This is a genomic window from Winogradskyella ludwigii (assembly GCF_013403985.1).
In the GTDB taxonomy this organism is placed as follows: Bacteria; Bacteroidota; Bacteroidia; order Flavobacteriales; family Flavobacteriaceae; genus Winogradskyella; species Winogradskyella ludwigii.
In genome coordinates this window covers 1,355,446-1,381,567 of record NZ_JABFDF010000001.1, presented here as the reverse complement: position 1 = coordinate 1,381,567, position 26,122 = coordinate 1,355,446, and the positions used below count along the sequence as shown (strand labels likewise).

29 protein-coding genes and 1 tRNA gene are annotated in these 26,122 nt (G+C 31.8%); 18 read left to right on the top strand and 12 right to left on the bottom strand.

Translation table 11 applies throughout. The annotated features are described in order from the left end of the window. Positions 1-250 precede the first annotated feature (250 nt). The 10 genes from HM981_RS05910 (at position 251) to HM981_RS05865 (ending at position 7,012) form a co-directional block, all read left to right on the top strand. Entirely contained in the window at positions 251-865 is a 615-nt protein-coding gene (locus HM981_RS05910) for a hypothetical protein (protein WP_179337642.1), read from the top strand. A gap of 56 nt (positions 866-921) precedes the next feature. Beyond that, positions 922-1,491 (top strand): STM3941 family protein, encoded by a 570-nt coding sequence (locus HM981_RS05905; protein ID WP_179337641.1) that lies wholly within the window; start codon positions 922-924, stop codon positions 1,489-1,491. Between the two features lie 123 nt (positions 1,492-1,614). Next, a complete protein-coding gene (locus tag HM981_RS05900; RefSeq protein WP_179337640.1) occupies positions 1,615-2,184 on the top strand; it encodes a hypothetical protein in 570 nt (189 codons plus the stop codon). Positions 2,185-2,247: 63 nt separating this feature from the next. Next, positions 2,248-2,937 (top strand): M949_RS01915 family surface polysaccharide biosynthesis protein, encoded by a 690-nt coding sequence (locus HM981_RS05895; protein ID WP_179337639.1) that lies wholly within the window; start codon positions 2,248-2,250, stop codon positions 2,935-2,937. A gap of 151 nt (positions 2,938-3,088) precedes the next feature. Continuing rightward, a complete protein-coding gene (locus HM981_RS05890; RefSeq protein ID WP_179337638.1) occupies positions 3,089-3,874 on the top strand; it encodes a hypothetical protein in 786 nt (261 codons plus the stop codon). Between the two features lie 63 nt (positions 3,875-3,937). Next, positions 3,938-4,342: a hypothetical protein gene (locus HM981_RS05885; protein WP_179337637.1), complete on the top strand. Its 405-nt coding sequence runs from the start codon at positions 3,938-3,940 to the stop codon at positions 4,340-4,342. Between the two features lie 140 nt (positions 4,343-4,482). Next, positions 4,483-4,944: a hypothetical protein gene (locus tag HM981_RS05880; protein WP_179337636.1), complete on the top strand. Its 462-nt coding sequence runs from the start codon at positions 4,483-4,485 to the stop codon at positions 4,942-4,944. A gap of 13 nt (positions 4,945-4,957) precedes the next feature. Continuing rightward, a complete protein-coding gene (locus HM981_RS05875) occupies positions 4,958-5,146 on the top strand; it encodes a hypothetical protein (protein ID WP_179337635.1) in 189 nt (62 codons plus the stop codon). Positions 5,147-5,403: 257 nt separating this feature from the next. After that, a complete protein-coding gene (locus HM981_RS05870) occupies positions 5,404-5,682 on the top strand; it encodes a hypothetical protein (protein ID WP_179337634.1) in 279 nt (92 codons plus the stop codon). Between the two features lie 211 nt (positions 5,683-5,893). After that, entirely contained in the window at positions 5,894-7,012 is a 1,119-nt protein-coding gene (locus tag HM981_RS05865) for a polysaccharide lyase family 7 protein (protein WP_179337633.1), read from the top strand. Positions 7,013-7,122: 110 nt separating this feature from the next. Here the strand turns inward: HM981_RS05865 and HM981_RS05860 are convergent, their stop codons facing one another. Beyond that, positions 7,123-8,076: an NAD-dependent epimerase/dehydratase family protein gene (locus HM981_RS05860; protein ID WP_179337632.1), complete on the bottom strand. Its 954-nt coding sequence runs from the start codon at positions 8,074-8,076 to the stop codon at positions 7,123-7,125. Between the two features lie 174 nt (positions 8,077-8,250). On the opposite strand from HM981_RS05860, the gene HM981_RS05855 reads away from it, so the two are divergent. Next, a complete protein-coding gene (locus tag HM981_RS05855; RefSeq protein WP_179337631.1) occupies positions 8,251-8,778 on the top strand; it encodes a hypothetical protein in 528 nt (175 codons plus the stop codon). A 116-nt stretch (positions 8,779-8,894) separates the two neighbouring features. On the opposite strand, the gene HM981_RS05850 is transcribed toward HM981_RS05855, so the two are convergent. After that, positions 8,895-9,611 (bottom strand): hypothetical protein, encoded by a 717-nt coding sequence (locus HM981_RS05850; RefSeq protein WP_179337630.1) that lies wholly within the window; start codon positions 9,609-9,611, stop codon positions 8,895-8,897. 109 nt (positions 9,612-9,720) lie between these two features. Further along, positions 9,721-10,530: an NAD(P)H-binding protein gene (locus HM981_RS05845; RefSeq protein WP_179337629.1), complete on the bottom strand. Its 810-nt coding sequence runs from the start codon at positions 10,528-10,530 to the stop codon at positions 9,721-9,723. A gap of 121 nt (positions 10,531-10,651) precedes the next feature. Here HM981_RS05845 and HM981_RS05840 point away from each other — a divergent pair, with 121 nt between their 5' ends. Further along, complete coding sequence (locus HM981_RS05840) at positions 10,652-11,137, top strand: CBS domain-containing protein (RefSeq protein ID WP_179337628.1); 486 nt, start codon at positions 10,652-10,654, stop codon at positions 11,135-11,137. Here the strand turns inward: HM981_RS05840 and HM981_RS05835 are convergent. The 7 genes from HM981_RS05835 to HM981_RS05805 all read right to left on the bottom strand — a co-directional run bounded on the left by HM981_RS05835 (position 11,134) and on the right by HM981_RS05805 (position 16,697). Further along, positions 11,134-11,484, bottom strand: a complete 351-nt coding sequence (locus tag HM981_RS05835; protein WP_179337627.1) for a hypothetical protein — start codon at positions 11,482-11,484, stop codon at positions 11,134-11,136. The two genes, HM981_RS05840 and HM981_RS05835, sit on opposite strands and share 4 nt — an antisense overlap. 39 nt (positions 11,485-11,523) lie before the next feature. Further along, entirely contained in the window at positions 11,524-12,168 is a 645-nt protein-coding gene (locus tag HM981_RS05830; RefSeq protein ID WP_179337626.1) for a spermidine synthase, read from the bottom strand. Between the two features lie 42 nt (positions 12,169-12,210). After that, the gene (locus HM981_RS05825) at positions 12,211-12,639 is read right to left on the bottom strand and encodes a PH domain-containing protein (RefSeq protein WP_179337625.1); all 429 of its coding nucleotides are present in this window, start codon (positions 12,637-12,639) and stop codon (positions 12,211-12,213) included. Positions 12,640-12,681: 42 nt separating this feature from the next. Beyond that, on the bottom strand, positions 12,682-13,101 hold the full coding sequence (locus HM981_RS05820) for a DUF3995 domain-containing protein (protein WP_179337624.1): 420 nt from the start codon (positions 13,099-13,101) through the stop codon (positions 12,682-12,684). A 70-nt stretch (positions 13,102-13,171) separates the two neighbouring features. Next, positions 13,172-13,245, bottom strand: a tRNA-Asn gene (locus HM981_RS05815). A 92-nt stretch (positions 13,246-13,337) separates the two neighbouring features. Next, complete coding sequence (gene rseP / locus HM981_RS05810; RefSeq protein ID WP_179337623.1) at positions 13,338-14,681, bottom strand: RIP metalloprotease RseP; 1,344 nt, start codon at positions 14,679-14,681, stop codon at positions 13,338-13,340. 81 nt (positions 14,682-14,762) lie between these two features. Continuing rightward, a complete protein-coding gene (locus tag HM981_RS05805) occupies positions 14,763-16,697 on the bottom strand; it encodes a M1 family aminopeptidase (protein WP_179337622.1) in 1,935 nt (644 codons plus the stop codon). Positions 16,698-16,782: 85 nt separating this feature from the next. On the opposite strand from HM981_RS05805, the gene HM981_RS05800 reads away from it, so the two are divergent. From HM981_RS05800 to feoB, 3 genes are all read left to right on the top strand, one after another. Beyond that, positions 16,783-17,463, top strand: a complete 681-nt coding sequence (locus tag HM981_RS05800; RefSeq protein WP_179337621.1) for an SCO family protein — start codon at positions 16,783-16,785, stop codon at positions 17,461-17,463. A gap of 99 nt (positions 17,464-17,562) precedes the next feature. Then, positions 17,563-17,790 (top strand): FeoA family protein, encoded by a 228-nt coding sequence (locus tag HM981_RS05795; RefSeq protein ID WP_179337620.1) that lies wholly within the window; start codon positions 17,563-17,565, stop codon positions 17,788-17,790. After that, positions 17,783-19,882, top strand: a complete 2,100-nt coding sequence (gene feoB, locus HM981_RS05790; protein ID WP_179337619.1) for a ferrous iron transport protein B — start codon at positions 17,783-17,785, stop codon at positions 19,880-19,882. The genes HM981_RS05795 and feoB overlap by 8 nt, the downstream gene beginning before the upstream one ends. A 454-nt stretch (positions 19,883-20,336) precedes the next feature. Here feoB and HM981_RS05785 read toward each other — a convergent pair whose 3' ends face one another. Both HM981_RS05785 and HM981_RS05780 read right to left on the bottom strand, forming a co-directional pair. Beyond that, positions 20,337-21,146 carry a DUF6503 family protein gene (locus HM981_RS05785; RefSeq protein ID WP_179337618.1) on the bottom strand — a complete coding sequence of 270 codons (810 nt, stop codon included), beginning with the start codon at positions 21,144-21,146 and terminating at the stop codon, positions 20,337-20,339. A gap of 121 nt (positions 21,147-21,267) precedes the next feature. Continuing rightward, on the bottom strand, positions 21,268-21,924 hold the full coding sequence (locus tag HM981_RS05780) for a metal-dependent transcriptional regulator (RefSeq protein WP_179337617.1): 657 nt from the start codon (positions 21,922-21,924) through the stop codon (positions 21,268-21,270). A gap of 99 nt (positions 21,925-22,023) precedes the next feature. Between HM981_RS05780 and HM981_RS05775 the strand changes: the two genes are divergently transcribed. The 3 genes from HM981_RS05775 to HM981_RS05765 are packed head-to-tail and all read left to right on the top strand — an operon-like array spanning position 22,024 to position 26,047. Next, on the top strand, positions 22,024-24,276 hold the full coding sequence (locus HM981_RS05775; RefSeq protein ID WP_179337616.1) for a TonB-dependent receptor: 2,253 nt from the start codon (positions 22,024-22,026) through the stop codon (positions 24,274-24,276). Between the two features lie 41 nt (positions 24,277-24,317). Beyond that, entirely contained in the window at positions 24,318-25,229 is a 912-nt protein-coding gene (locus tag HM981_RS05770) for a metal ABC transporter solute-binding protein, Zn/Mn family (RefSeq protein WP_179337615.1), read from the top strand. Positions 25,230-25,273: 44 nt separating this feature from the next. Next, positions 25,274-26,047, top strand: coding sequence for a metal ABC transporter ATP-binding protein (locus HM981_RS05765; RefSeq protein ID WP_317167165.1), 774 nt, complete (start codon positions 25,274-25,276; stop codon positions 26,045-26,047). Positions 26,048-26,122 lie beyond the last annotated feature (75 nt).

Genomic DNA, 26,122 nt, shown 5'->3' with positions numbered 1-26,122 from the left:
CTTTTTTTTCGCCAGTGTTCATTTTGTGTTTTCATAAGTGACTATAATTAATGGTTTAATTTTTAGTCAACCTATTTCAGGAAAGTTCAGAACAAAAAAAACGGCCTACAATACCATGTATAATTAATTACTTTATAGAGCTTACTTACCAATATCATAGCAGATTTTATATTCGGGTTTATATTTCCTAAATTAGATACTTAAAACAAGAGGTTTTTCCATATATAAACACGTTTTAAACCAAACCATAGTGCTAAAAAACATCATCATACTATTTACAATAATTTGCTTTTCTTCAGTCCATGCTCAATATGAATGGACACCTGCAAAAGTGATCTTAAAGAATGGCACGTCATTTAGAGGTTTAGTTAAATTCCCAAAGCACTTTGGTGGTCTAATATCAATAGGAAGTACAGAGTTTAAATACAAAAAAAAGAGAAAATCAGGAACTGTAGCCTATGGACATGATACTGTAGAGGAAGTAATTTTCGGTGATGAAGATTTTACAACAGTTCATTACAAATATGTGCCCATTAAGAAAAAGAAATTTGTTTTAATGGAGCTTATCACTAGTGGCAAGGTTAGTTTATATTCAAGAACAGTTCTTAGGTCTCAAACGAGCTTTCTAGGTGACCCAGATTTTGAATCCACAACTTTTTATGATGACACAGATTATTATCTCATAAGAAATACTGAAGAAAAAGCTAAATATATTTCTGGTGTTCCAAACAATAAAATGTTTATTTACGTAGCAAAAAGATATTTTTCAGATTGCAGTAAAATAGTTAATTATTTAGAAAATGAATTATACAGGTTAAATGATATCATTGAATTAGTAGACCATTATAATCTTTTGTGTGAATAAAAACTATTAACAACAAGTAACAAACCATTGTAGAGCATTAGACCAAAATAACCCAAATGGAAGACATAATCATACGTTTTAGCAAAACAAAATTAGTGTTAATGCTAATTGGATGTTTAGCATTTATCGTTGGTGGAATTTATATGATTATAGATCCTAATAAATCCACTAATAGTCGATACTCAGAGGAATTTCTTTTTTTTATTGGATTGTTAAGTATTTTATTCTTTGGGTTGTGTCTAATTTTTATTGCTAAAAAAGTTTTTACCAGAAAAGCAGGTTTAATTATAAATGATAAGGGAATTATTGATAATTCAAACGGAACAAGTATTGGATTAATAGAATGGAATGATATAACAGGAGTTGAAACTATTAAGGTCAGCGCTCCTGTTTATGACTATTTTTTCTCTGTTTCTTCACCTAAAATGTTACTTATAAAAACAAGCAAACCTGAAAAATATATTGAGCATTCAAAAAATATGATTTCAAAAGAAGCCATGAAAGCAAATAACAGAATGTATGGAACACCTTTAACAATAATAGCGCATACTCTTAAAATAAATTCATCAAAACTCGAAAAAATTATTTCCGAACAACTAAAGCAACGAAAAAACAAAAACGTTTAAGACACCATATATAATTAATTGATTAGTTCTCACCTACTAACGAACATTCCTGCTGAATACTCTATCTAGGTTTTATTTACTAAATTAGTTACTTAACCATACACAAGCGCATAGTAAAACATTATGAAAAAAACCTTAATATTATTAATAATAGTGCTCACTTCAAATTTATCTGAAGCTCAATTTATAAAAGAAAAATCAATAAATGCTCAAATTGGTTATGGCATTAGCGTGCCATATAATAGCGATGATGACGTTGCTGACCGTGGATTTTTTGCACAAGGAGAATTAGTTCTAAAAGTTGCTTCTTGGTTTGAATTAAGACCTTATGCAGGATTTATTTTAACCCATTCTAATGGTAAAGATCTAAATGACGATCCTACATACGAAAAAGCAGAATCAAAAGCTTTTTTACTTGGAGCAAAAGCAAGAGTTCGTGCACCAATTCCTTGGGTTGCACCTTACCTAGAATTTGGAATAGGAACTTCAATTGGAAAATTTGAAACCGTAACCGCTTATGAAAATATTGATAAGGGAGGCGTTATTTATCATATCCCTTTTTCAATTGGACTAGAATTAGGTAAAAACAACAATGTAGACCTGGCATTTACTTATTATTTTCAGCCTACGGTAAAACAATATGTTGGAGCATTTGCAGTCGGACTTACATTTCCACTTGATAATAAGAACTAACGTTTTAAACACCATATATAATTTATTGCTAGTTCTAGCCTATTTACAAAACCATTAAAAAAAATGAAAAGAATTACAATAGTATTACTTCTCTTAATTTACAATTTCTCATTTGCACAAAATTCTAACGTAACAAGCAGGCAGTTATCCGACCAAGAAATTGATTCGGTTTTTACAGACACTATTAAAATTAAATTACAACTAGATGATTCTATTCACAGGGTTTATAAATATACAGACAAGGCAGGAATCCATTTTATTGTAATGACCAAAAAAACCACAGAATGTGTAGAACAAGAGGTATGTTCAGATTCTATTAAAGCCTATTGTTATAGCTATAAAATTGAAAATTTTAAACTCAGCTGGACGTTTAATGATTTTATACTACCTAATAACCATGAATATTCCATCTCTTATTGGACAAAATACTTTAAAATAGATGATTATGATAACGATGGTTTTGCAGACCCAATAATTGTTTATGGCACATTTGGAATGAATGATTTCTATGATGGAAGAATAAAAATATTGATTTATTACAAAAATAAAAAGAGTGTAATAAGACATCAAAACGGTGTACTAGATAACGAAAGACATACACAGATTGATAAAGAATTTTACGAATTACCTATTAGTATTAAGAGTCGAGTAAAAACCATAATAGAAAACATTAACGAAAATGATCACGGACTTTTTCCTTCTGGCTGGCAAAAAGCAATGAAAAACAAAGAATTAAAATTTGACGAAAAATAAAAACGGTTATCATCATCTTGTCTAATTAATTTCTATTTATAGCCTACAGCAAAACACAGGCTCAGATTTTCTATTCAGACACCATTTATTAACTTAGTTACTTAACCACGCCACAAATCATCTAAAAACACCTTACCTACAATCACCAAAAATGACAGAACAAGAAAACAACACAAAAGATTTTAAATTTTATTCTCAAAAAGCCATCGGAATCGCAACCTTTATTGGAGGACCTTTAGCAGCAGGATATTTAATAAGAGAAAACTATCTAAGTCTAGGTAAACCAGATGAAGGAAATAAATCTTTAATCATTGGAATTATAGCAACCGTCCTTTTATTCACAGGTATATTTATGATTCCTGAGTCAATTATGGAGAAAGTTCCTAGTCAAATAATCCCTATAATATATACTGGTATCATTTATCTAATAGTTAATAAAATTCACGGAACAATATTAGATGAGCACAAAGAAAATGGAAACGAGTTTTATTCTGGATGGAAAGCAGCCGGAGTTGGAGTAGTATCATTAATTATATTATTAATAGGAATTTTCGCATACGTATTTCTTTCGCCTGAAGGGGAAGAATTTGAAAAATACAATACTGAAATAGCCAAATTCACTAAAAATGAAACTGAATCTTTAGTTTTTTACGACCACATAAATACAGAAACAAATGATTTACTTATTCAAGAATTAGACAATGAAATAATTCCTAAATGGAATGAGAATATTAAAATTATTAACGAGTTAAATAGCATTGAAAATTTACCTTCAGAATTATTGGAACAAAATGTAGTATTGCTAAAGTATTCTGAGTTAAGATTGAAAGCGTTTAAGTTATTCAAAAAAGCTATTAATGATGATACAGAAAACTACGCACAAGAATTAGAGCAAGTACATAATGAAATTGACGAACAACTTAATAAACTGAATTAAAAGCCAACAAATAAGATTGCATATAATTTATTGCTAAATTATAATATCCCTAAAAATAAAAAAATGCTTGAGAAAGATTATTTAATGCGCCTTATTCAAACCCTGTTTGATGCGATCAATAAAATTGCAAACAGCATAGACAGAGACGATATAGAAGGCGCAAAAACACAGTTAAATGAGTCCTATAAATTATTAGGCCATGAAGAAGATTACTTCCATAACACAGATTATAAAGACCTAATTGAATTCTTTAAATTAAAAGAGGGTAACTATCTAAAAAGAGTAGAATTATTAGCTGAATTAATTTATTTAGATGCTACAATTGAAACTAACAAAACTCATAAAATTGAAAAATTTAAAAAGTCAAATAAGCTATTTCAGCATTATATTGATCATTCAGAGGAATACTCTTTTGAAATAAATAGTAAATTAATTTCAATTAAAAATGAACTTGAAAAGATTGAATAATTAAACGATTGAATTCGATTAAAAAAAAACTTACACCTTTTTAATTCCTGATTATAAATCACTTAAAAAAACTTATTGGATTCTAAATTAAGTTTTTTTTTATTAACTTTAATCTTCAATCACGCAGCAAACCTAATAACATGAAAAATTTAATTTGGATTATATTTATTTCTTTAAGCTTTTCAGCCTGTAAAACAACAAAAACGGACTACACCAAATTAGAACTCAACTCAATTGAATTGTATAATATTAATAATCTAAATATTTCAACGGAGTATGTTACCAAACACTGGAATAAAAGACTACAAGAAGACGGAGACATTAATGCTAAAATAGAACGTCTTGAAATTATAAATCTTGTTGATATTAAAACAAATAAAAAGACCCTCGTTTTGTTAGGTACAACGAATCAGAAATCTGTTAAAACAGCTACAAAATTAACAGCGTACAAAAACGGATTGAAATTAAGTAATATAACAGTAACCTGTACAAACTGTAATAGCGATTTAAATATACAATTAAACAACAAAAACTGGAGTTGTATTAGCGATGATACTAAAAATGACACCTGTACAAAAACAGTAACATTAGTAACAGAATAAAAACAACAATAAAATGAAAAAGACAACTAAAAGAAAAACATTGGTATTATTATCAATTGGTTTATTTGTAATCGCAGCTTCCCAAATATTTTCGCATTACATAGAATTAAATGACTTAATTAAAGGTTCATCCATCGGAGTTGGAATTGGATTATTACTTACAGCCATAGTTTTCGGGAAATTTAAAACTGTGCATCATTAGAATCAACCCAAATAAAAGAAGTAAGTTTTTATAACGCGTAGAATTAATAAATTCCACAAATTAATAGCGTAGTATTTTTCCCAAAAAGCACCATTATAAATACCTCATTTAAAGCATAGCAAGCGTCTCACCCACTCGCAAAATTCCTTTCGGATTTTCTATTCGCCTTTTTATTTACTAACTTTAATGCTTCATACAGGCATCCCTATACACAACGTCTGCTATTTTATTTAAACAATCCCATAAAAATTAATCTTATGAAAGGCAATTTATCTCAATTAAAAACGGAACTAGAACTTTACGCTAGTGCATCTAATATGACCGAATTACAGGTTGTTCAAAAACTGAACGACTATTATTTCAACAAAAAAGTAAACGAAAACTTAAAACTTTACAAAAAAGGAAAGAAAAAGGTTAGCGAAATCACTAAAGACTTAAAAATTTCACCGCGTCGTTTTTATGCTATTTTAGAGAAGAAGAAAGTACAACATACCAAATACAATAAGACAACTCCTGAGTTAGAAGAAAATGTCTAATTCTAAATCTTTCAGTTAGTCAACACTTATCTAGATTATTGAATCGTATTCAAATTTACCATTTCTGTAATAACAACTTATCTAATTGTTAGGAAGAAACAACCCAAACACGCCATAATTATAGAGCTTTACAAGTATTCTATTTGTAATTCACTAACTTTAGTGCATATACTAAACTCTAAAAAACTAAACAGAAAACTAGAAACACATTATGAAAATAAACAACAACAGAAAGATTGCTTCAGTGTCTACATCGTTACTACTCGGTGTTTGTTTAACACTAAGTAGTTGTAACAATAAGACCAAAGAAGCAGATACAACAACAGACAACACCATTACAGAAGAGGTTGAAAAAATAACTTATGCTAGTGATGTAATTCCATTTTTTGACGATTGGAAATTAATCTTAGGAGATGGTTCTAATGTTGGTATTGCAAATAACTTTGAGAACAAAGATTACTTTTATACTACAAACGATGCTAATGGTGATTGGGTTGTTTTTAAAGCACCTAATGGAGGAAACACACATGGAACATCCAATAACACAAGAACCGAATTAGCACAAATAAAAAAGTGGTATCCAAAAACTGCCGATGATAAATTAACGGCAACATTAAAAGTTATGAATGTCTCTGCAACCGGAGACGCAAGAGTTGCAGCATCTCACGCTGTAGTTGTTGGGCAAATTCATAGTGCAGATGCATTTGAAAACGAACCCCTTAAAATATTTTACAAGAAATATCCTGGACATACCAAAGGCTCTGTTTTTTGGCATTATGAAATAAACACAGAAGGTGATGATAATTCTAAACGATGGGATTATTCTTCTGCAGTTTGGGGAAATGACTTTTCTGTAGTTGGTACAGACGAAAGCACATATCCTGAAGAACCTAAAGATGGTATCGCTCTTGGCGAAGAATTTAGCTATACAGTAGAAGTTAAAGATGGTATTATGAACTTAACATTTACAAGTAAAGATCATGAGACCAAAACGTTTACTAAAAACTTACTTGAATCAGAATTCTCAACCAAGGCAGATACACCAGAACAGACACAAAAATTATTTTTTCCAATTGGTCAAGATGGCGTAGAACGTAAAACTGCTTACGCAGGAGAAGGGTGTTTCTTTAAGCTTGGTGCTTACAACCAAACCAATGGAAAATCTCCAGAAATAAATAAAAATTGGTGTTCTGGTGCAGAAACACATGGTGGAGATGTTCAAAAACAATACGCAGATGGTAATTATGCAGAAGTATGGTTTAAAACCGGAAGTATAGAGGTTAGTGACGCTGCTGTATCTAACGAAGGCTATTTCACTAAAAACGATTAAAGTTATCGTTTAGCTATTTCTAATAGTATTAAATATTAATATTCCTGAACCATTGCTCTGTGAGAATTTAAGCAATGGTTTAGGAATATTTATGTATATACAATTCTATCTTAAGACTTGTACTTCTTCTTTAACTGAATTAACATTTCTGAAGTCATTTTTTTAAGATCAAAATCATGAGACCAATTCCAATCTTTACGAGCCACACTATCATCAATAGATGATGGCCAACTATCTGCAATAGCTTGTCTAAAATCTGGATTATAGCTAATTGAAAATTCTGGAATTTCAGCTTTAATACTTTCAGCAATTTCTTTTGGAGTAAAACTTATGGCCGATAAATTGTAAGACGATCTTATACTTAAATTCTCTGAAGGTGCAGCCATAATTTCCGTCGTGGCTTTTATAGCATCGTCCATAAACATCATTGGTAAGTTGGTGTTTTCAGATAAAAAACTCTCGTACTTTCCTTCTTTTATAGCTTCGTGATAAATTTCTACAGCATAATCTGTTGTACCACCTCCTGGCATTGCTTTATGACTGATAATACCTGGATAACGAATACTCCTTACATCTACTCCATATTTTTCATGATAATATTGGCACCAACGCTCTCCTACTTGTTTGGTAATACCGTAAACAGTAGTAGGCTCGCAAATGGTATGTTGTGGTGTGTTCTCACGAGGAGTTGTAGGTCCAAAAACAGCAATACTACTTGGCCAAAATACTTTTTTTATTTGTCCTGCTTTAGCGAGGTTAAGCACATGAAAAAGTGAATTCATATTTAAGTCCCAAGCTTCCATTGGATACTTTTCTCCTGTAGCACTTAATAACGCAGCCATAAGGTAAACCGTATCAATTTTACGACTAATGCAACAATCTTTAATCGCATTAAAGTTTTTGGCATCTAAAATCACAAAAGGACCAGAATTTACTAAGTCTAAATTTCTAGTATTAATATCACTTGCAATGACATTATCTACACCATGAATTTCTCGTAATTTAGTGGTAAGTTCTGTTCCTATTTGGCCACAGGCACCAATGATTAATATTCTTGAAGACATATCCGTTTATTAAATTTTTGACAAAAATAACAAGAATAAGCACTCCTAAATATTAAATTTTTCAAAAATTAGACGTTTTAATTATGAATTTTTCAACTTAGTTTTAAAACTCGTATACTAAATATAGCAAAAGGATAGTTTAAGTATCTTTACAATTCAAACTAAGAGATACCTATGAAAATTACATCTGTCATTTTAGGCTTGTGCTGCGTTACTGTAATGAGCTGTGGTGATGACAAAAGCACTACTATAGAAACTGAAACTGTAGCAACCACAGATCAAAATGCACGCATTACAGCCAAAACTATTGAAAGCCTAAATTATAACGATTATGTGCTTAGTAGTGAAGCTGAGAAAGCTATTATAAGCTGGGATAAATATAGAGAGCTAGAAAGTCAGATTCGGTTTTTAAAAAAAGCAGATTTTTCGTTTTTTAATGGAGACAAAGAACTTTTAACCACGTTTATTCGTGAGTTTAAAACGCAGATACCTGAGGAGTTTAAAACAAATCCTATTATATCTCGAAATGCAATTATTGAAACCGCACTTCTAAAACTTAATGAGAATTTAACCATAGATAATATTGAGAGGAAAGATAAGCTCTTAGGAATTAAAGCGCTTTTTGTGGCTTTTTCAAATCTAAATTATCAGATTAATAAAAAGTTAGAAAAAGATACTTACAATAAAATTCAACCTGAATAAATACTATTAAATTAAAAATGCCAGTTTAATCACATCCGAAACACATTAGAATTTAATCTATTGCTAATTTCGACTGTACTCAAACTGGCATTGTTTTAGAGCAACTTAAAAAAGGATTAACCTTTTTTCTCTGCTGCTGCTTGTTGTGCACGTTGTGCTTTTTGTGCTTCTAAAGCTTCTCTACTAATCTTAGCTAAATTAAAATTAGGATCTATAGCCAAAGCATCGTTCAATAATTTTAATGCTAAATCCATATTTGCCGCATTATCCTCTGTAAACGATAACAATCCGTTTAAGTAAAGTAAAGCTGCTTTCATAGACGTTTCGTAAGGTTGTTGCTTTTCGTAAAACGCACGCTTCATATCATCTTTTACATTAGCCAATGCGTAATCTATATTTACTCTTGCACCTGCTAAGTCGTTAGTCTGAATTTTCATATCAGCCATTTCGTAAGCTAAGAAAACATTAGGATCACGTTTGTAAAGTACTTCAAAATGCTCTAAAGCCATTTTTGGCTGATTAAGATTCTTTAATGCTAAAGCTTTTACTTCTACATTCATATTAGAATCCGTAGCATTTTTTTCTACACCTATAGTATTTAATGCTTGCATATGTTTCCCTTCAGAAAGGTAGATGTAAGCCAACGTATCTCTACGCGCTACAGAAGGCTCTAAAACTTCGAGATGCGTCATAGCATTAATAATACCTTGTACGTCACCTTGCTTTTTCATTTGCTTGTAAAACGCTTCGTAATGGGTCTTTAAATCTGTATTTGTTTGTGCAAACGTACTTACTGAAAATAGCATGACAATTGCAATGGTAATAGTTTTCATTTTCTAATGAGTTTAGTGATTGTTGTTTAAACTTTAATCCGCTAAAACTATAAAAATTATTAAGAAAAAATCCTAAAAATGTGATAATTTATAAGATGATTTTAAAGTTTTACGGTTCTATTTGAAAGGAGTAATTCAAAAGTTGTACCAATATTTTACTTTCTATTAATTTCCCTTTGCTTTCTTCTGAAGTTTTATACATTGGAAGTGCTAAACCTGCAGCTTTACAATACTCAGAATAATATGTTTTTTTATTTGGATGCTTTGGGTATGCAGCATTAAGCGTTACAGACCACAACTGTTTTTTCAGAATGCTTAAAATAATAGAAACACAATCTGTTTTATGAATTAAATTTAATGGAGCTTCAGGATTTGATAGGTTGTTTCTTCCTGCTAACATTCTTGCAGGATGACGTTCTTTATTAAACAAACCTCCAAAACGTAAAATAGTAGTTTCAAAATTTGGGTTTTCTTGAAGCATTACTTCTATTTCTATAAGTTGTTTTGCCACTTTAGATGTGGCATTTGGAGCAGTTTCTGCTGTAATTATCGGGAAATTCTCTTCGTTTTCAAAAACCGAAGTAGAACTTATATAAAGAACATTTTTTATAGACTCAGCTTCTATAGCATGCATTAGATGTCTTATTTCTGAAACGTGGTTTTTATCTGGATTTTTTCTTAATCCTGGTGGAATATTAATAATAACAGTTTCACTTCCGCTTAAAAAGCGTGAATAATCTCCTGAAATACCAAGAGGATCTAAACGTACTAAAAAGGGTTCTATAGACTGTTTTTTTAATGCTTGTAACTTATCGCTAGACGTTGTAGATCCTTTAACAACAAACCCTTCTTCAATGAGTTGTTTTGCTAAACCTAATCCCAACCAACCACAACCAATAACGCTAATTTGTGTTTTCAAAACTTACAGGTTTATATTTAGGTTAAAAATACGAAATAACTACCCTTCTGTTCCCTTATTTTTTTAACTCACTAATTTTCAGTAACTTTAAGATTAACACTAATATAAAAAACACAACAACATGGGAATTAAAAGTTTTCAAGGAGCTCGTAAGCAACAAAATGCTACAGAATCAACTCAGCTTAAAGTTAGAGATTATATGAGTACTAACCTCATAACGTTTAAACCTCATCAATCCGTTCAAGAGGTTGTGGAGGCTTTAATAAAAAATAAGATTTCTGGAGGACCAGTTGTTAATGACAACCAAGAATTAGTTGGTATTATCTCTGAAGGAGATTGCCTTAAACAATTAAGCGAAAGCAGATATTACAACATGCCTTTAGAACACGATAATGTTGAAAAACGAATGGCCACAAATGTAGAAACCATTGATGGTAATATGGATGTATTTGATGCTGCAAATAAGTTTTTACAATCTAAAAGACGTCGTTTCCCTATTGTTGAAAACGGAAAACTTATTGGACAAATTAGCCAGAAAGATATCTTAATTGCAGCCCTTTCCCTTAAAGGTGAAAACTGGAATAGCACAACAAAAGGTGGTTCTTAATCGTCACGTTTTACCAACGCATAATATTCACCTTCTAACGGCAAATAGCCTTGATTATATACAAAGTAGTAAATGGTGCCTGCTTTTGTAGTATAGATACTTGTAAAGTAATTAAAATCGAAGCCCTTTTCTATGAGTTTTGCTCTAGAGCATTTCATCTTTTTATTAGGATTAAGCGCTTCTAATATTCTGTAGTTTTTCCGTAAACGATTATTGGTGTTTCTTATAAAGTTTCTAGAATCTTTATTAAGTCTGTTATTTTGCGCGTTTCTACAGCCATCGCTACAGTATTTTTTATCAATTCTACCAACGATAACATCACCACATTCTGGACATTTTTTGCGCATAGTCTAGTTTTTACATTTACAAGATACTAATTAAAAATCTTATAAACCACTAGCAATGATCACAGTATTGGTATTATTCACTTTATCGTAAACATCTACTTTAAATACTTTTGTTTTTAAATACTGAACTAAGGTTTCTATTTTAGTTGCATTAGACGATTTTACAGAAGCATTAAACAGAATAGATCCTTTGGAAGATTTTGAACTTAATACATGATCCCAAAATGTTGTGCTTAAAAATTTATCTGGCACATCGAGATCAATGTAAAGATCTATAATTATTAAATCGAATGGCTTGGTGTTTGTTTTTACAAAATTGAATGCATCAGTACAATGAATTTTTTGGTGTTTGTTTTCTGTGATTCCAAATTCTGTTTTAGCGATCTCTACAATAACAGGATCTAGCTCTACAGCTTCAATGTCTTTGGTATATTTAAAATCGGTTCTGAGCGTTTCTATAACGCTTCCTCCTCCCATACCTAATACTAAAATTGAATTAACCTTTTTAAATTGAATCTTCTCTAGTCCAAATTTTAAAATCCGTTGTAACGATCCATAACTGTAATTTGCATTTTCTGAATTGAGATGTTTTTTACCGTTGTACCAAGTGATTTCTAATTCGCCACTAAATTTAGAAGTAATCGTTTTGGTAACAGGATAGATGTAACTGAGTAGTCGTTTCATAGTAAATTTAAAGGTAGTTTAAATGCGTTTGCGCACTACCTTTTAGTCATTTATTTTAATATCTGACTTCAATTTTAAGAGTTCTGCTATAAAAGATTCATTTGTAATTGGACTGATATAAATTTCGTTGTACTTATCGTATTTAATAATTAATCCTTTTCTAGAAGTTGCAGGTTTTAAGCCCACCCAAAGTGTTTTTCCTTTAATGATTTCTGTTATTCTATTGATCTTAATTTTCCCTTTAATTGGTCCACATCTATAAATTAACTCGTTTTTAGAGAGTTGATAATTGGTGCCAAAAAACATCCAAAATAAAAGTACCACAACCCCTAAAATTGGTATTAGTGTCCAATATTCATCCTTTTCTAATTCCCCTGTTATAAATCCATAAATAGTGATTCCTATTAAGAATGCATTTAGCCCAAGAATGGTTATTGTAAATAAGTTATCTTTTTTGCTTCTAAATATCATTATAAAACTAAAGATTAGTTGGTATTTATTTTGATGGTTGTTTTAATAATAAAGCTGAATCACAATTCCAACGACTGAAATAATTAAACATAAAGGCGAAAAAAATTTGGCATCCAATTTACTAAACTTAGTGGCATGTATCCGTTTAAAAAAACCAATATATTTAAAGTCACCTATAGCTCGTAATAAAAAAATGGCTGGAATTATCCAACTTCCAAAAATGGATATCCAATTTGGTAGCTGGTACTTAATAAATCCTGACTTATAAATATAAAAACATGCAAACACAGTTAAGCCTATACCAACAATTGCAGAATCTATTTTACTAGGATTTAAAACGCGTTTACCATTTGCGTTAGTTGGCAACGAAGCATCAAAGCCAAACGTGCCACCCAAAACCCAATTAAAATGAATGATTGCAAGCACTATAAAGATTAAGCTTAATAAAATGGATAAAATCATGATTGTTTCTGAAGCTCTAATTTAATCATAAAACACAAAAAAGCCACTACTTTCGTAATGGCTTTGTATGCTCCTCTTCTAAGACTCGAACTTAGGACCCTCTGATTAACAGTCAGATGCTCTAACCAACTGAGCTAAAGAGGAAGGTTATTTTTCGCGTTAGCGAGCGCAAATATATACACTATTTTCATTTCTACAAAAAGAAATATGATTTTTTTTGAAAAAAATTTAAATTATCAATTTGTGATGGCCTTGAATATGTCATTACCATTAGCAAATAAGACTAATGCAATTAAAATAAAGAACCCTATAACTTGGGCACGCTCTAAAAACTTTTCGCTTGGCTTACGTCCAGAAATCATTTCATATAGTAAAAACACAACGTGTCCACCATCTAAAGCAGGTATTGGCAGTAAATTAAGGATAGCTAACATTATAGAAAGAAATGCTGTTAAACCCCAAAAATAAGACCAACTCCATGCACTAGGAAACTGATCGAAAATAGCTTTAAAACCACCTAAACCTTTATAAGCACCTGTACTTGGATTAAATATTGCTTTTAACTGATCGAAATAATTATAAATTGTTTTTGTAAATTTTTGTCCACCTGCAGCAAAGCTTTCACCAAAAGTGTATTCTTTTCTAAAGATATCGTAGTATCCTAATTCTTCAAACCTTGGTGGATTGTTATAAGGTCGTATTCCAAATTTACCTTCGTTATCGATCTCTAATTCTTTCTTAACAATAGAATTATCTTCTTTTAGAATCTCAACAGCGACTGTACTTCCTTTTAAACCTTCAGTAACCTCATCTAACTGATCAAAATATTTAAGCTCTCTACCATTAATGCTTTTAATAACATCTCCAACTTTTAAATCTTTTTTTGCATTTAAAGATGAATCTGCAACTTCTCCAACCATAAAAGGAATACGGTATTCAAAATTAAGTTTGCTTTTACTCGACGAAAATTGTCCTAAGAAATCTTCAGGTAAATCGATAATTTTTTCTTCTCCTCCTCTATTAATTGTAATTGTTTTTGCACTTATAAGATTAAAACCAATATCAGAATCATTAATAATAGGTGTATCATTTATAGCTAATACTTTATCACCTGTTTTAAAACCAAAATCTAACAATGCAGGATTATCAATCCAATATCCATCTTTTAAACTGGCAACTTTAACATCTGAATCTCCGTAAGTAAAAGAAACAGCGACATAGATAACATATGCCAAAATAAAGTTAACCGTTACACCACCTAGCATAATAATTAAACGTTGCCAAGTTGGTTTAGAACGGAATTCCCACGGTTGTGGTGGCAAAGCCATTTGTTCTTTATCCATACTCTCATCAATCATGCCGGCAATTTTTACATAACCTCCAAGTGGCAACCAACCGATTCCGTATTCTGTGTCTCCAATTTTCTTTTTAAAGAGTGAAAACTTTACATCAAAAAAGAGGTAAAATTTTTCAACTTTAGTTTTAAAAAGTTTTGCTGGTATAAAGTGTCCAAGCTCGTGTAATACAATAAGCAAGGATAAACTGAGTAAAAATTGAGATATTTTTATAACAAATTCCATGTAATCATTTTCAAATTTCGATTTGCAAAAGTAATGTTTTTATATCAAAGCTATTAGCAATGCTTTTCACTATTACTTTCCCTAATTTTTAATTATTCGTTTATTAATTACGGCATCTTCTGTTTGAAATTGCACAAAAAGTAAACCCGAAGCCAAGCGGCTTAAATTAAGTTTTGATGTCCAACTATTTTGCAACAATAATTGTCCTAAACTATTATAGACCTTAATGCTTTTTACATCTAAACCTTCTGGTTTTGTAATATTAATTATTGAAGTTGTTGGATTAGGATACAACACAATAGTTGTCTCTAGAGTAAAATCATCTATACCTAAAGTTGCTGTATTATTTTTTGAAATCAAATGATAATCGGGATCAACTAATACACTCTGAACTGTAAAATTCACCGTTTCTAAAAATTGTTCATTATTTATTGTATGATCTAGAACAACATCTAAACTTTCACCTAATGTACCAATTACACGAATAGGAACACCTGCTTCAAAAAAGTCTACGGAAGTATCACTTTGTGTTTGAGATACCATTAATTGTAATTGGTTTCCGTTTTGATTCCAATCGATGTTATAACTAGGATAGCCTTCATTATAAATCCAATCGTTAAAAAACTCATCTAAATCTTCACCTGTAGTTAATTCCATCGTATCTATAAAATCTTGCGTTTTTGCAAAATCGAAAGCTAAACTTGGTGTGGCTAAGTAGTCTTGTAAGCCTTGAAAAAAATCAGTGTCTCCTACCTTTTTTCTAAGCATATGTAAAACCATACTTCCTTTATTATAAGATAAACGACTGCTAAAAATTCTATTAACACTTGTGGTGTCTTGGTCTGTAAGATAGACTGCACCATTGGGTTGAGATACAACATTGGTAACTGTTTGTTGCCTCCAAGTTTTAAACTCTGTTTCAGTATCTAGGTTTTCTATAACTAACGCTGCTAAATAGGTTGCAAAACTCTCGTTTAACCAAATATCTTTCCAGCTACCACAGGTAATTTTATTACCAAACCACTGATGAGCAAGCTCATGAGCAATAAGGCTTCTACTAAAAGAGCCCATAAAAGATACTGTTGTATGCTCCATACCTCCTCCCCATCCAAACTGTGCATGGCCATATTTTTCGTCTGCAAAAGGATATTCTTCAAAAAGATCCGTAAAAATATTCATGATATCTACAGTAACACCTGTGCTTGCTTGCGCACTTATTAAACTTTCGGGATAAACATAGTTTACAATATCAAAAGGATTTCCATTATTTGGAACTTCGTGAGAATACACTTCATAATTGGTTACCGCAAACGCAATTAAATAAGCAGGAATAGGATGTGTGTGCTTAAAATGCGTCACCTTATCTGTACCAATAATAGTCTGACTTTGCTCTAAACCGTTAGAAACCGCAACATAATTTTCGTTTGAAGGGTTTAATATTGGAGTTGTAAGATAGACATCTATAGCATCTATCTTATCTATTAAATCTTGTTTACAAGGCCACCAACCTTTGGCTCCGTAAGGCTCAGAAAGTGTCCAGATTACAGGATCTCCATTGTGAGTGGTTTGCTCAAAAGAATCAAACCCTGAACTTATAGGATTCCCAGAATAACTAATTGTTAATGAGTCTAAAACACCTTGATTTTGTGTTACTGGTAACGTAATTACTAATTCGTCATCTGAGTTTTGACTATAACTTAACGTATTTCCGCGTTGCAAAACTTGAGAAACCGTCATATTATCAGCCAAATCAAAAGTAATCTCTGTCATGGCTTCTTTAGCTTCAAAATACGTTGTAACATCTCCAGAGATTGCAGAAACAGATGGATCTACATTAAGCTCTAATCGATGATATTTTACATCGTAATTCCCTGTATTATCATTTTGAGGACTCATCATTTGGCGCATTGCCGATTTGGCTTCTGCCTCACGAATTCCATTCAATGTTTCATAAAAATCTTGCGCACCTATTTGTAGTGTGAATGCTACTAATAAGCATCCCAAAATTTGTTTCATAGCGGTTCTTTTAATTGTTAAAAATAAAGCTTTTATTGAGATTCAGTCGTATTTTTGTATTTCAACTTTCTTTTACACAGTTATAATGTCGTTTCTTTCTTTTTTTAAAGGCTATAAAAATTTCGGAATATTCTTTTCTGTACTTTCTATTATAATCATTGCTATTATATACAATGTACTAAACGTTAAGCAGCCCCTTCCTATATATCAACCAGGTATGGTAAGTGAAGAATTGGTCGATAGTACTATTCAACATCAACTAAAATATCATAAAATTGCCAATTTTAGTTTAACCAATCAGAATGGCGAAACCATAACTCAAGACAACTATAAAGACAAAATTTATGTTGCAGATTTTTTCTTTACCACTTGCCAAACCATTTGTCCAATAATGACAGGTCACATGGTATTAATACAAGAGCAAATTATTAACGACGATGATGTTATGTTGCTTTCGCATTCAGTCACTCCAAAAATTGATAGCGTAGCTCAACTTAAAAAATATGCTATTGAAAAAGGGGTTATTGATAAAAAATGGAACTTAGTTACAGGCGATAAAAAACAAATCTATGAACTCGCTAGAAAAAGCTATCTCGCTGTAAAAACAGATGGTAATGGTGATGAGTATGATATGATCCATACCGAAAACTTTATGCTCGTTGACAAAAAACGCCAAATTAGAGGCTTTTACGATGGTACAAAACCAGAGGATATTGAACGCCTTATGGATGATATTGCAACTTTAAAATCTTTTGAAGGATCATAAATAATTCATAAAGCTCTTAAATATTCTTAGTCTAGTTTTTTACACTAACAAAATTCTCTTACTTTTGCTTCTTTAAAACAATTCTAAATAAGCAAAAATTTGACTTTAGCAGATTTAAAACGTGGACAACAAGGCATTATCATAGATGTGTCTTCAATTCATATTCCATTAAAATTGCTCGAAATGGGTTGTTTACCTGGTAATTCCGTAGAACTAGTACAAGTCGCTCCTTTTGCAGACCCAATGTATCTTAATATTAATGGTTCTCATTTAGCCATTAGAAAAGAAACTGCTATTCACATTTTAATTGAAACTTCAAATGAGTAAGCAGATCAATGTTGCTTTAATAGGAAATCCAAACACCGGAAAAACCTCTGTTTTTAACGCCCTTACTGGTTTAAATCAGAAAGTTGGTAATTATCCTGGGATTACTGTCGAAAAAAAAGAAGGTATTTGTAAACTTCCACGCGGTGTTAAAGCCCATATTATAGATTTACCTGGAACGTACAGTTTAAATGCATCGTCTTTAGATGAAAATGTTGTTATTGAATTACTCCTTAATAAAAACGATAAAGATTATCCAGATGTTGCTGTAGTTGTTAGTGATGTCGAAAACCTAAAACGAAACCTCTTACTATTCACACAAATTAAAGATCTACAGATCCCAACAATTTTAGTGATTAATATGTCTGATAGAATGGCATATAAAGGTATTTCGCTTGATATTGATTACCTAGAGGAACAATTAGAAACTAAAATAGCCTTAATAAGCACGCGGAAAAACATAGGAATAGATGAACTCAGAGAATTAATAACACACTTTAAAGAGCTCTCAACAAAACCATGTCTGCATGCATCTTCAATAGACGAAGCTTATTTTGATAATTTAAGAAAAGCATTCCCAAATCAGTTATTATATAAACTTTGGTTGGTAATTACGCAAGATGTAAATTTCGGAAAAACTGACAGAGCAACCTTTGATAAAGTTGAAGATTTTAAAACAAAAACTAAAGCAGATTTAAAACGGCTTCAGCAAAAAGAAACCATTAAGCGTTATCAATTTATAAACGCAACGCTTAAAAAAGGGCAAACTATTGACCTTAATTCCGCAAAAGATTTACGCATAAGATTAGATAGAGTTTTAACCCATAAAGTTTGGGGCTATTTAATTTTTGCTGCTATTTTATTAACCATTTTTCAAGCCATTTACGATTGGTCTAGTATTCCAATGGATTTTATAGATAGCTCTTTTGCATCCTTAAGTGAGTGGACAAAAAACACGTTGCCAGAAGGTGCATTCACGAACCTTTTAGCCGAAGGTATTATTTCAGGACTTGGTGGTATTATTATTTTTATTCCGCAAATTGCCTTCTTATTTCTGTTTATTTCTATTCTAGAAGAAAGCGGTTATATGAGTCGTGTGGTATTTTTAATGGATCGGATTATGCGACGTTTTGGTTTGAGCGGAAAAAGTGTTGTTCCATTAATTTCGGGTACAGCTTGCGCCATTCCAGCAATTATGGCAACACGTAATATTGAAAGTTGGAAAGAGCGACTAATTACCATTTTAGTAACACCTTTTACAACTTGTTCTGCAAGATTACCTGTATACCTTATTATTATCTCATTAGTAATTCCTGAAGGTCGAATTTTAGGATTAAGCTATCAAGCCTTAACCTTAATGCTATTATATCTTATTGGTTTTGGAGCTGCAGTTGGTTCTGCCTGGATTCTAAATAAAATATTAAAGATTAAAAGCAAGAGTTTCTTTGTCGTAGAAATGCCGAATTATAAATTACCAATGTTTAAAAATGTTGCTTTAACTGTTTTAGAAAAAACAAAAGCCTTTGTGTTTGGTGCTGGTAAAATTATTTTAGCAATTTCAATTGTTCTTTGGTTTTTAGCCTCTTATGGACCTGGTGAGAATTTTAACAATGCTGAAAACATTGTAACCGAACAATATGCTTCTGAAAACTTAACAAAAGACGAATTACATAAAAAAATAGAGTCTCATAAATTAGAACATTCCTTTATTGGTATCGCTGGTCATGCTATTGAACCAGCCATTAGACCATTAGGTTACGATTGGAAAATTGGTATTGCTATTGTAAGTTCTTTCGCTGCTCGTGAAGTTTTTGTTGGAACACTAGCTACAATTTATAGTGTTGGTAGTGACGAAGAAGAAACCATTAAAAACAGAATGGCAGGTGAAGTAAACCCAATACTTGGTGGACCTTTATTTAACTTTGCTTCTGGTATTTCATTACTGTTGTTTTATGCTTTTGCTATGCAATGTATGAGTACTCTAGCTATTGTTAAACGTGAAACAAACTCTTGGAAATGGCCCATGTACCAACTCGTTATTATGAGTGCTTTTGCGTATATTGTAGCATTAATCGCTTTTCAAGTCCTAAAATAAAATGAATACATTAATACAAAACATATTAGTTTTTTCTGCTCTAGGCCTAGCTTTATTATTTTTAATAAGGAAATATATTTGGTCACCAAAGAAAAAGCCTGCTAAAAACTGTGGAGGTGATGACGGTTGTGGATGCCACTAAAAACCCTTTTCTTAAGTTAAGCAGAAACGTAAAAGGAAGCTAATTAATTATAATCACGGATTTGTCTCTACTATTAATTTTAGTCGCCTATTTTTTCGATTATAAATCAAACCAAACAACTTTTGCAAAAGATCTTATCAATGGCATTCTTATATGCGTTGGTCTTTGCATTTCTGCAGTAATATTTGTAGCCTTATTTAACCTAAACCTTATTCATGGTGTGTTCTATATAGGCATAGAACTGATGCTCTTATTTATCGTAAAAGCATTTATTCAAAATAAATAAGTCCCAATTATATAAGTGCGCTCTTCTTATTTTTCAATAAAACCTTCAGGAATTGCAAATGTGTTGGATTCTGGAGTTACAAACTTCACATTACTTATTGCAGTATTTCCAATAACCTTACCTAAACCACCATCTTTAGACCATTCATAAAACTCCCAATTATGTGCTATTGGCACACCATCTATCATTTTATAGTCTGAATATCCAATAGCATGAGGATCTGATTCTGCTGCTTCTGTAGATTTATTAACCGTAACAATATAAGCTACATAATCAATGATATTTGTTTTTGGCTCACTGTAAACAATGTACCAATCGTCTGGAGCGTCTCCAGTATTAGCCTCAAACGTTAAACGTTGTGAGTCGTATGTTTTATTATTAAGTTGTTGTGCTTCAACATCTGCCCAAATAGTACCAGGATCATTTAATTTAGTTGGAAACAATAGGAAATACATCCAAGTATAAGCATCAAAACGTGCGGCTTTATCGTTTTTTAAATCTGGAGAATGAAATACTTTATCTCCATCAAAATAAAGGAAAGTACCATCGTTAATTTCAATTTTTCCTTTTGTTGAATTTGTGAGGTACGTCATTTTACCATTAAGGCGTTCATTACCTCCAAAATTAATAACCATATCTAACTCAATAGCCTTATGAGATAAAAACAAATCTTTACTATGCGCCTTTTCTAAAGCTTCTGTTGGTGCTAAAACTTTAGCCTCCATTGTAGGTTCTGAAGTTTCTACTTCTACATTTTCTTTCTTTTCACTTTTACAACTTGTAGTTAATACTAAAAGTAATAAACAAACAACACTAGACTTAAACATATGAGACATAGAATAAAAATTTAAAAATAATAATTTCACCAAACTTAAAGAGTAAGACGAACACTAACTATTAGAGCTAGCTATTTTAAGATAATTTTAGCGTTTAATAGACAATAAAACTAAAATAAGGCTATACCTTCTTAAGATAAATATTTTTTGCGACATTCTGAGAAACTACAATTTCAGTGTTTTCGAAAGCAATCTTTACAGAATTATCATATGGCTCTTTGTGTTTTATGGTAATTATAGTTCCTAGAGCAATACTATTACTGTCTAAATATTTTAAAAACTTAGACGAGGTATCATCTACTCCAACACATTTATAAGTAGATCCTGCTTCAGCTTTTGCTAGCATAATTTTTTCGATATGCTTAAAATTACCTTCCTTATCAGGAATTGGATCTCCATGAGGATCGTGAGACGGAAATTCTAATAACGCATCTAATTCGTCAATAAGCTTATCCGATTTAATATGTTCTAAATGCTCTGCAACTTCATGAACCTCATCCCAAGAAAAATTCAACTTTTCAACTAAAAACACTTCCCAAAGCCTATGTTTCCTAATAATATTTACAGCAACTCGCTTGCCATCATCCGTTAGTGTTGCACCTTGATACTTTTTATAATCAACATAACTCTTTTCAGATAATTTTTTAATCATGTCTGTAACAGAAGATGCTTTTGTTTGCATCACTGCAGCAATAGCATTTGTATTCACTGTTTTTTCGCCGTTGCTTGCTAAGTGATAAATAGCTTTAATATAATTTTCTTCTGTTAGTGTGATCATACTTATATCGTGTTCTGCAAATATAGAAAAGATATATTTCTTAAAATATTTTTAGACTAATCTAAAATTATTTTTATATTTGATTAAAAATTAATAAAGATGAGACTAACAATACTATTTACGCTTACCTTTTTCACGGCTTTAAATGCACAAAACACACATGAAATTAAGGGTAAAGTAATGGCTGAAGGTGAAGCGTTGCCTTATACAAATATTTATGTCGAGACCACAACCAAAGGGTCTACAACAGATGAGTATGGTTTTTATAGCATTAAAAGTTTAAAACCAGGTACCTATTCTATCGCAGCATCTTTTGCTGGTTATACTACACAAAAAAAGAAAGTTGAAATTACAAATGCTGATGTTACCTTAAATTTTAATTTAACCTATAATGAAAGCCTAGACGAAGTAATAATTACTGGAACGCTAAAACCCGTCTCTCGACTAGAAAGTCCTGTACCTGTTGAAGTATACACACCCACATTTCTAAAGAAAAACCCAACTCCAAATATTTTTGAAGCACTTCAGAATGTCAATGGAGTAAGACCACAACTAAATTGTAGTGTTTGTAATACAGGAGATATACATATTAACGGACTCGAAGGACCTTATACTTTGGTTTTAATCGATGGTATGCCAATTGTTAGTGGCCTATCTACTGTTTATGGACTTTCTGGCATTCCTAATTCGCTTATTGAACAAATTGAAGTTGTAAAAGGACCTGCATCATCATTATACGGAAGTGAAGCTGTTGGTGGACTTATAAATGTTATTACAAAATTACCAGAAAATTCACCTCGTTTTTTTGCTGATGCCTTTGTAACAGGTTGGGGCGAAATGAATTTAGATTTAGGTTTTAAGGCAAAAGTTGGAGATAAAGCCAATGTACTCTTCGGTACTAATTATTTTAAATATGATAATCCAATAGATAACAATAATGATAATTTTACAGATGTAACGCTTCAAGACCGGATTTCAATATTTCAAAAATGGGACTTTAAGCGGACTAACGATCGTAAGTTGTCTCTAGCCGGTCGTTATTTTTATGAAGATCGTTGGGGAGGAGAAATGCAATGGAATTCTGACTACAGAGGAGGTGATGAAATTTATGGAGAAAGCATTTACACTTCACGTTTCGAAATCTTAGGAGACTACCAATTACCAATGACTGAAAAAGTCAATCTTCAGTTTTCTTATTCTGATCACGATCAAAACTCAGTGTATGGAAACACACCGTATTTAGCACAACAACGCATTGGATTTGGACAATTAATTTGGGACAAGACCATTAATAAACACGATTTATTATTCGGAACAGCACTACGCTACAATTATTACAACGATAATACTACAGCAACCATAACTGCAGACGAAGTCACAATACCTTCACTTTTTATACAAGATGAAATCGACTTTACTAAAAAACAAAGTTTACTTTTAGGTTTACGTTACGATTATGATAGCAGACACGGAAGCATTTTGACACCACGATTAGCCTACAGATACAAACCAACGGACACTGATATTATTAGATTAAATGCTGGTACAGGGTTTAGAGTCGTCAACTTATTTACCGAAGAACATGCTGCACTTACAGGAGCACGAGATGTTATAATTCAATCCGAGTTACAACCCGAAGAATCTTACAACGTTAATTTAAACTACCTCAAAAAACTCTACCTCAACAATGGCATGTATTTCACCTTTGATACCTCAGTCTGGTACACCTACTTTACCAATGCCATTATACCAGATTACGATACCAACCCTAATCAAATTATCTACGACAATCTTGATGGCTACTCAGAATCTAAAGGTTTAAGTTTTAATATAGATGCGGTTTTTGGAAGTGGTATTAGCGCTTCAGTTGGAGCTACTTTTCAAGATGTTGCACAAACTGAAAATGGTGAACGCACCAAACAAATATTAACAGAGGAATACTCTGGTGTTTGGTCATTATCTTATAAAAATTACGCCACTAACCTTACTTTCGATTATACAGGTAATCTTTATGGACCAATGCGCTTGCCTTTGCTTGGAGACTTAGATCCAAGAAACGAATATTCACCAACCTGGAGTGTTCAAAATATACAAGCGACCTATGATGGCTTCGATAACTTAGAGATTTATGGTGGTGTAAAAAACTTACTCAATTGGACACCGAACAAAGGAAATCCTTTTATAATCGCGAGAGCAGATGATCCCTTTGATGAAAACGTACAGTTTGATGGAAATGGAGATGTCGTAGCTACAGCAGATAACCCTTACGCCTTAACTTTTGATCCCGCTTATGTATATGGTCCAAATCAAGGTATACGATTATTCATTGGGTTACGATATAATTTGAAGTAAATCAGTCTTTTTTAGTACCTTCGTAATAAATATTTAGATATATGAAAAAAATAACTTTATTCTTAGCTATCACTCTCATTTTTACGGCTTGTAAGGATGCTGCTAAAGATAATGGGAAGCTAAATGTAGTTACCACGACTTCTATGATAACTGATTTGGTTAAAAACATAGGAGGAGACGCCATAAATGTTCAAGGCTTAATGGGGAGTGGTGTAGATCCGCATTTATATAAAGCTAGTGAAGGTGATGTTACTAAGTTAGTGGATGCAGATATTATATTTTTTAATGGATTACATTTAGAAGGAAAATTAGTTGACGTTTTTGAAAAAATGTCAAGTCAAACTAAAACACCAATTTCACTAGCTGAATCTTTAGATAAAAGTAAGCTTATTGGTTCAGAATATTTTGCTTCAAACTACGATCCTCATGTATGGTTTGATATTGATTTCTTTAAAGAATTTGCAAAAAAAGTAACTAATGTCCTAGCTGAAAAAGATCCTAAAAACGCTGAAATTTTTAGAGAAAACGAAAAGCATTATTTAACAGATTTAGACAAATTAAAAAATGATATACAAGGAGTAATTAATCAACTTCCTGCTGAAAAAAGAATATTAGTTACAGCTCATGATGCTTTTAATTATTTTGGACAAGCTTACGGTTTTAAAGTTGTAGGATTACAAGGAATATCTACAGCAACTGAAGCTGGTGTACAAGATGTACAAAAATTAGCTTCGTTCATTATTCAATATAAAATTAAAGCTATTTTTATTGAAAGTTCTGTACCTAAAAGAACTATTGAAGCGCTACAGGAAGCTGTAAAATCTAAAGGTCATGACGTCATTATTGGAGGTACATTATACTCAGATGCTCTTGGAAATCCAGATTCACTAGAAGGTACTTATGTTGGCATGTATCGTTATAATATTAAAACAATTGTAGGCGCCTTAAACTAAGTTTGTACTAATAAAAAGGAAGCTTAAATTAAAACAGTAATAATGTGAATAATCATTCCGTTGACAAAGAGACACCTGCTTCTACAGGAAAGATTGCAGTAAAAGTAGATGATTTAACTGTCGCCTATAACTACAAACCTGTACTTTGGGATATCGATTTAGAAATCCCAGAAGGAGTTCTAATGGCTATCGTTGGTCCTAATGGCGCCGGAAAATCTACGCTTATAAAATCAATTCTGGGTATTTTAAAACCTATTGCTGGTAGTGTAAGTATTTACGGAAAGCCTTACGAAAAACAAAGACAACTCGTTGCTTATGTACCTCAAAAAGGAAGTGTAGATTGGGATTTCCCAACCACAGCATTAGATGTGGTAATGATGGGAACTTACGGAAGCTTAGGTTGGATAAAACGCCCAGGACAAAAAGAAAAAAAAGCATCACTAGAAGCGTTGGAAAAAGTAGGAATGCTATCTTTTAAAAGCCGACAAATAAGTCAGCTTTCTGGAGGACAACAACAACGTATATTTTTGGCTAGAGCTTTGGTTCAAAACGCTTCCATTTATTTTATGGACGAACCCTTTCAAGGTGTAGATGCCTCAACTGAAATTGCAATTATTAACATATTAAAAGCACTGAGAAAAGCAGGCAAAACTGTTATTGTGGTGCATCATGATTTACAAACAGTTCCAGAATATTTTGATTGGGTAACGTTTTTAAATGTAAAGAAAATTGCAACAGGACCAGTTAAAGATATTTTTAATGATGATAATCTCACAAAGACTTACGGTATTAATTATAAAGTGAGTATACAGGAGTAGCTGTCATTCCTGCGAAGGCAGGAATCTAAATAAGAGAAATAAAGAACTATAAGTGGATTCCTGCCTACGCAGGAA

Coding starts and splice junctions, on each gene's coding strand:
- HM981_RS05780 (WP_179337617.1), bottom strand. CDS start 21,924: ATGATCACACTAACAGAAGAAAATTATATTAAAGCTATTTATCACTTA.
- HM981_RS05800 (WP_179337621.1), top strand. CDS start 16,783: ATGTCGTTTCTTTCTTTTTTTAAAGGCTATAAAAATTTCGGAATATTC.
- HM981_RS05865 (WP_179337633.1), top strand. CDS start 5,894: ATGAAAATAAACAACAACAGAAAGATTGCTTCAGTGTCTACATCGTTA.
- HM981_RS05830 (WP_179337626.1), bottom strand. CDS start 12,168: ATGAAACGACTACTCAGTTACATCTATCCTGTTACCAAAACGATTACT.
- HM981_RS05890 (WP_179337638.1), top strand. CDS start 3,089: ATGACAGAACAAGAAAACAACACAAAAGATTTTAAATTTTATTCTCAA.
- HM981_RS05770 (WP_179337615.1), top strand. CDS start 24,318: ATGAAAAAAATAACTTTATTCTTAGCTATCACTCTCATTTTTACGGCT.
- HM981_RS05805 (WP_179337622.1), bottom strand. CDS start 16,697: ATGAAACAAATTTTGGGATGCTTATTAGTAGCATTCACACTACAAATA.
- HM981_RS05880 (WP_179337636.1), top strand. CDS start 4,483: ATGAAAAATTTAATTTGGATTATATTTATTTCTTTAAGCTTTTCAGCC.
- HM981_RS05835 (WP_179337627.1), bottom strand. CDS start 11,484: ATGCGCAAAAAATGTCCAGAATGTGGTGATGTTATCGTTGGTAGAATT.
- HM981_RS05900 (WP_179337640.1), top strand. CDS start 1,615: ATGAAAAAAACCTTAATATTATTAATAATAGTGCTCACTTCAAATTTA.
- HM981_RS05850 (WP_179337630.1), bottom strand. CDS start 9,611: ATGAAAACTATTACCATTGCAATTGTCATGCTATTTTCAGTAAGTACG.
- HM981_RS05855 (WP_179337631.1), top strand. CDS start 8,251: ATGAAAATTACATCTGTCATTTTAGGCTTGTGCTGCGTTACTGTAATG.
- HM981_RS05885 (WP_179337637.1), top strand. CDS start 3,938: ATGCTTGAGAAAGATTATTTAATGCGCCTTATTCAAACCCTGTTTGAT.
- HM981_RS05840 (WP_179337628.1), top strand. CDS start 10,652: ATGGGAATTAAAAGTTTTCAAGGAGCTCGTAAGCAACAAAATGCTACA.
- HM981_RS05895 (WP_179337639.1), top strand. CDS start 2,248: ATGAAAAGAATTACAATAGTATTACTTCTCTTAATTTACAATTTCTCA.
- rseP (WP_179337623.1), bottom strand. CDS start 14,681: ATGGAATTTGTTATAAAAATATCTCAATTTTTACTCAGTTTATCCTTG.
- feoB (WP_179337619.1), top strand. CDS start 17,783: ATGAGTAAGCAGATCAATGTTGCTTTAATAGGAAATCCAAACACCGGA.
- HM981_RS05775 (WP_179337616.1), top strand. CDS start 22,024: ATGAGACTAACAATACTATTTACGCTTACCTTTTTCACGGCTTTAAAT.
- HM981_RS05820 (WP_179337624.1), bottom strand. CDS start 13,101: ATGATTTTATCCATTTTATTAAGCTTAATCTTTATAGTGCTTGCAATC.
- HM981_RS05870 (WP_179337634.1), top strand. CDS start 5,404: ATGAAAGGCAATTTATCTCAATTAAAAACGGAACTAGAACTTTACGCT.
- HM981_RS05860 (WP_179337632.1), bottom strand. CDS start 8,076: ATGTCTTCAAGAATATTAATCATTGGTGCCTGTGGCCAAATAGGAACA.
- HM981_RS05905 (WP_179337641.1), top strand. CDS start 922: ATGGAAGACATAATCATACGTTTTAGCAAAACAAAATTAGTGTTAATG.
- HM981_RS05875 (WP_179337635.1), top strand. CDS start 4,958: ATGAAAAAGACAACTAAAAGAAAAACATTGGTATTATTATCAATTGGT.
- HM981_RS05785 (WP_179337618.1), bottom strand. CDS start 21,146: ATGTCTCATATGTTTAAGTCTAGTGTTGTTTGTTTATTACTTTTAGTA.
- HM981_RS05825 (WP_179337625.1), bottom strand. CDS start 12,639: ATGATATTTAGAAGCAAAAAAGATAACTTATTTACAATAACCATTCTT.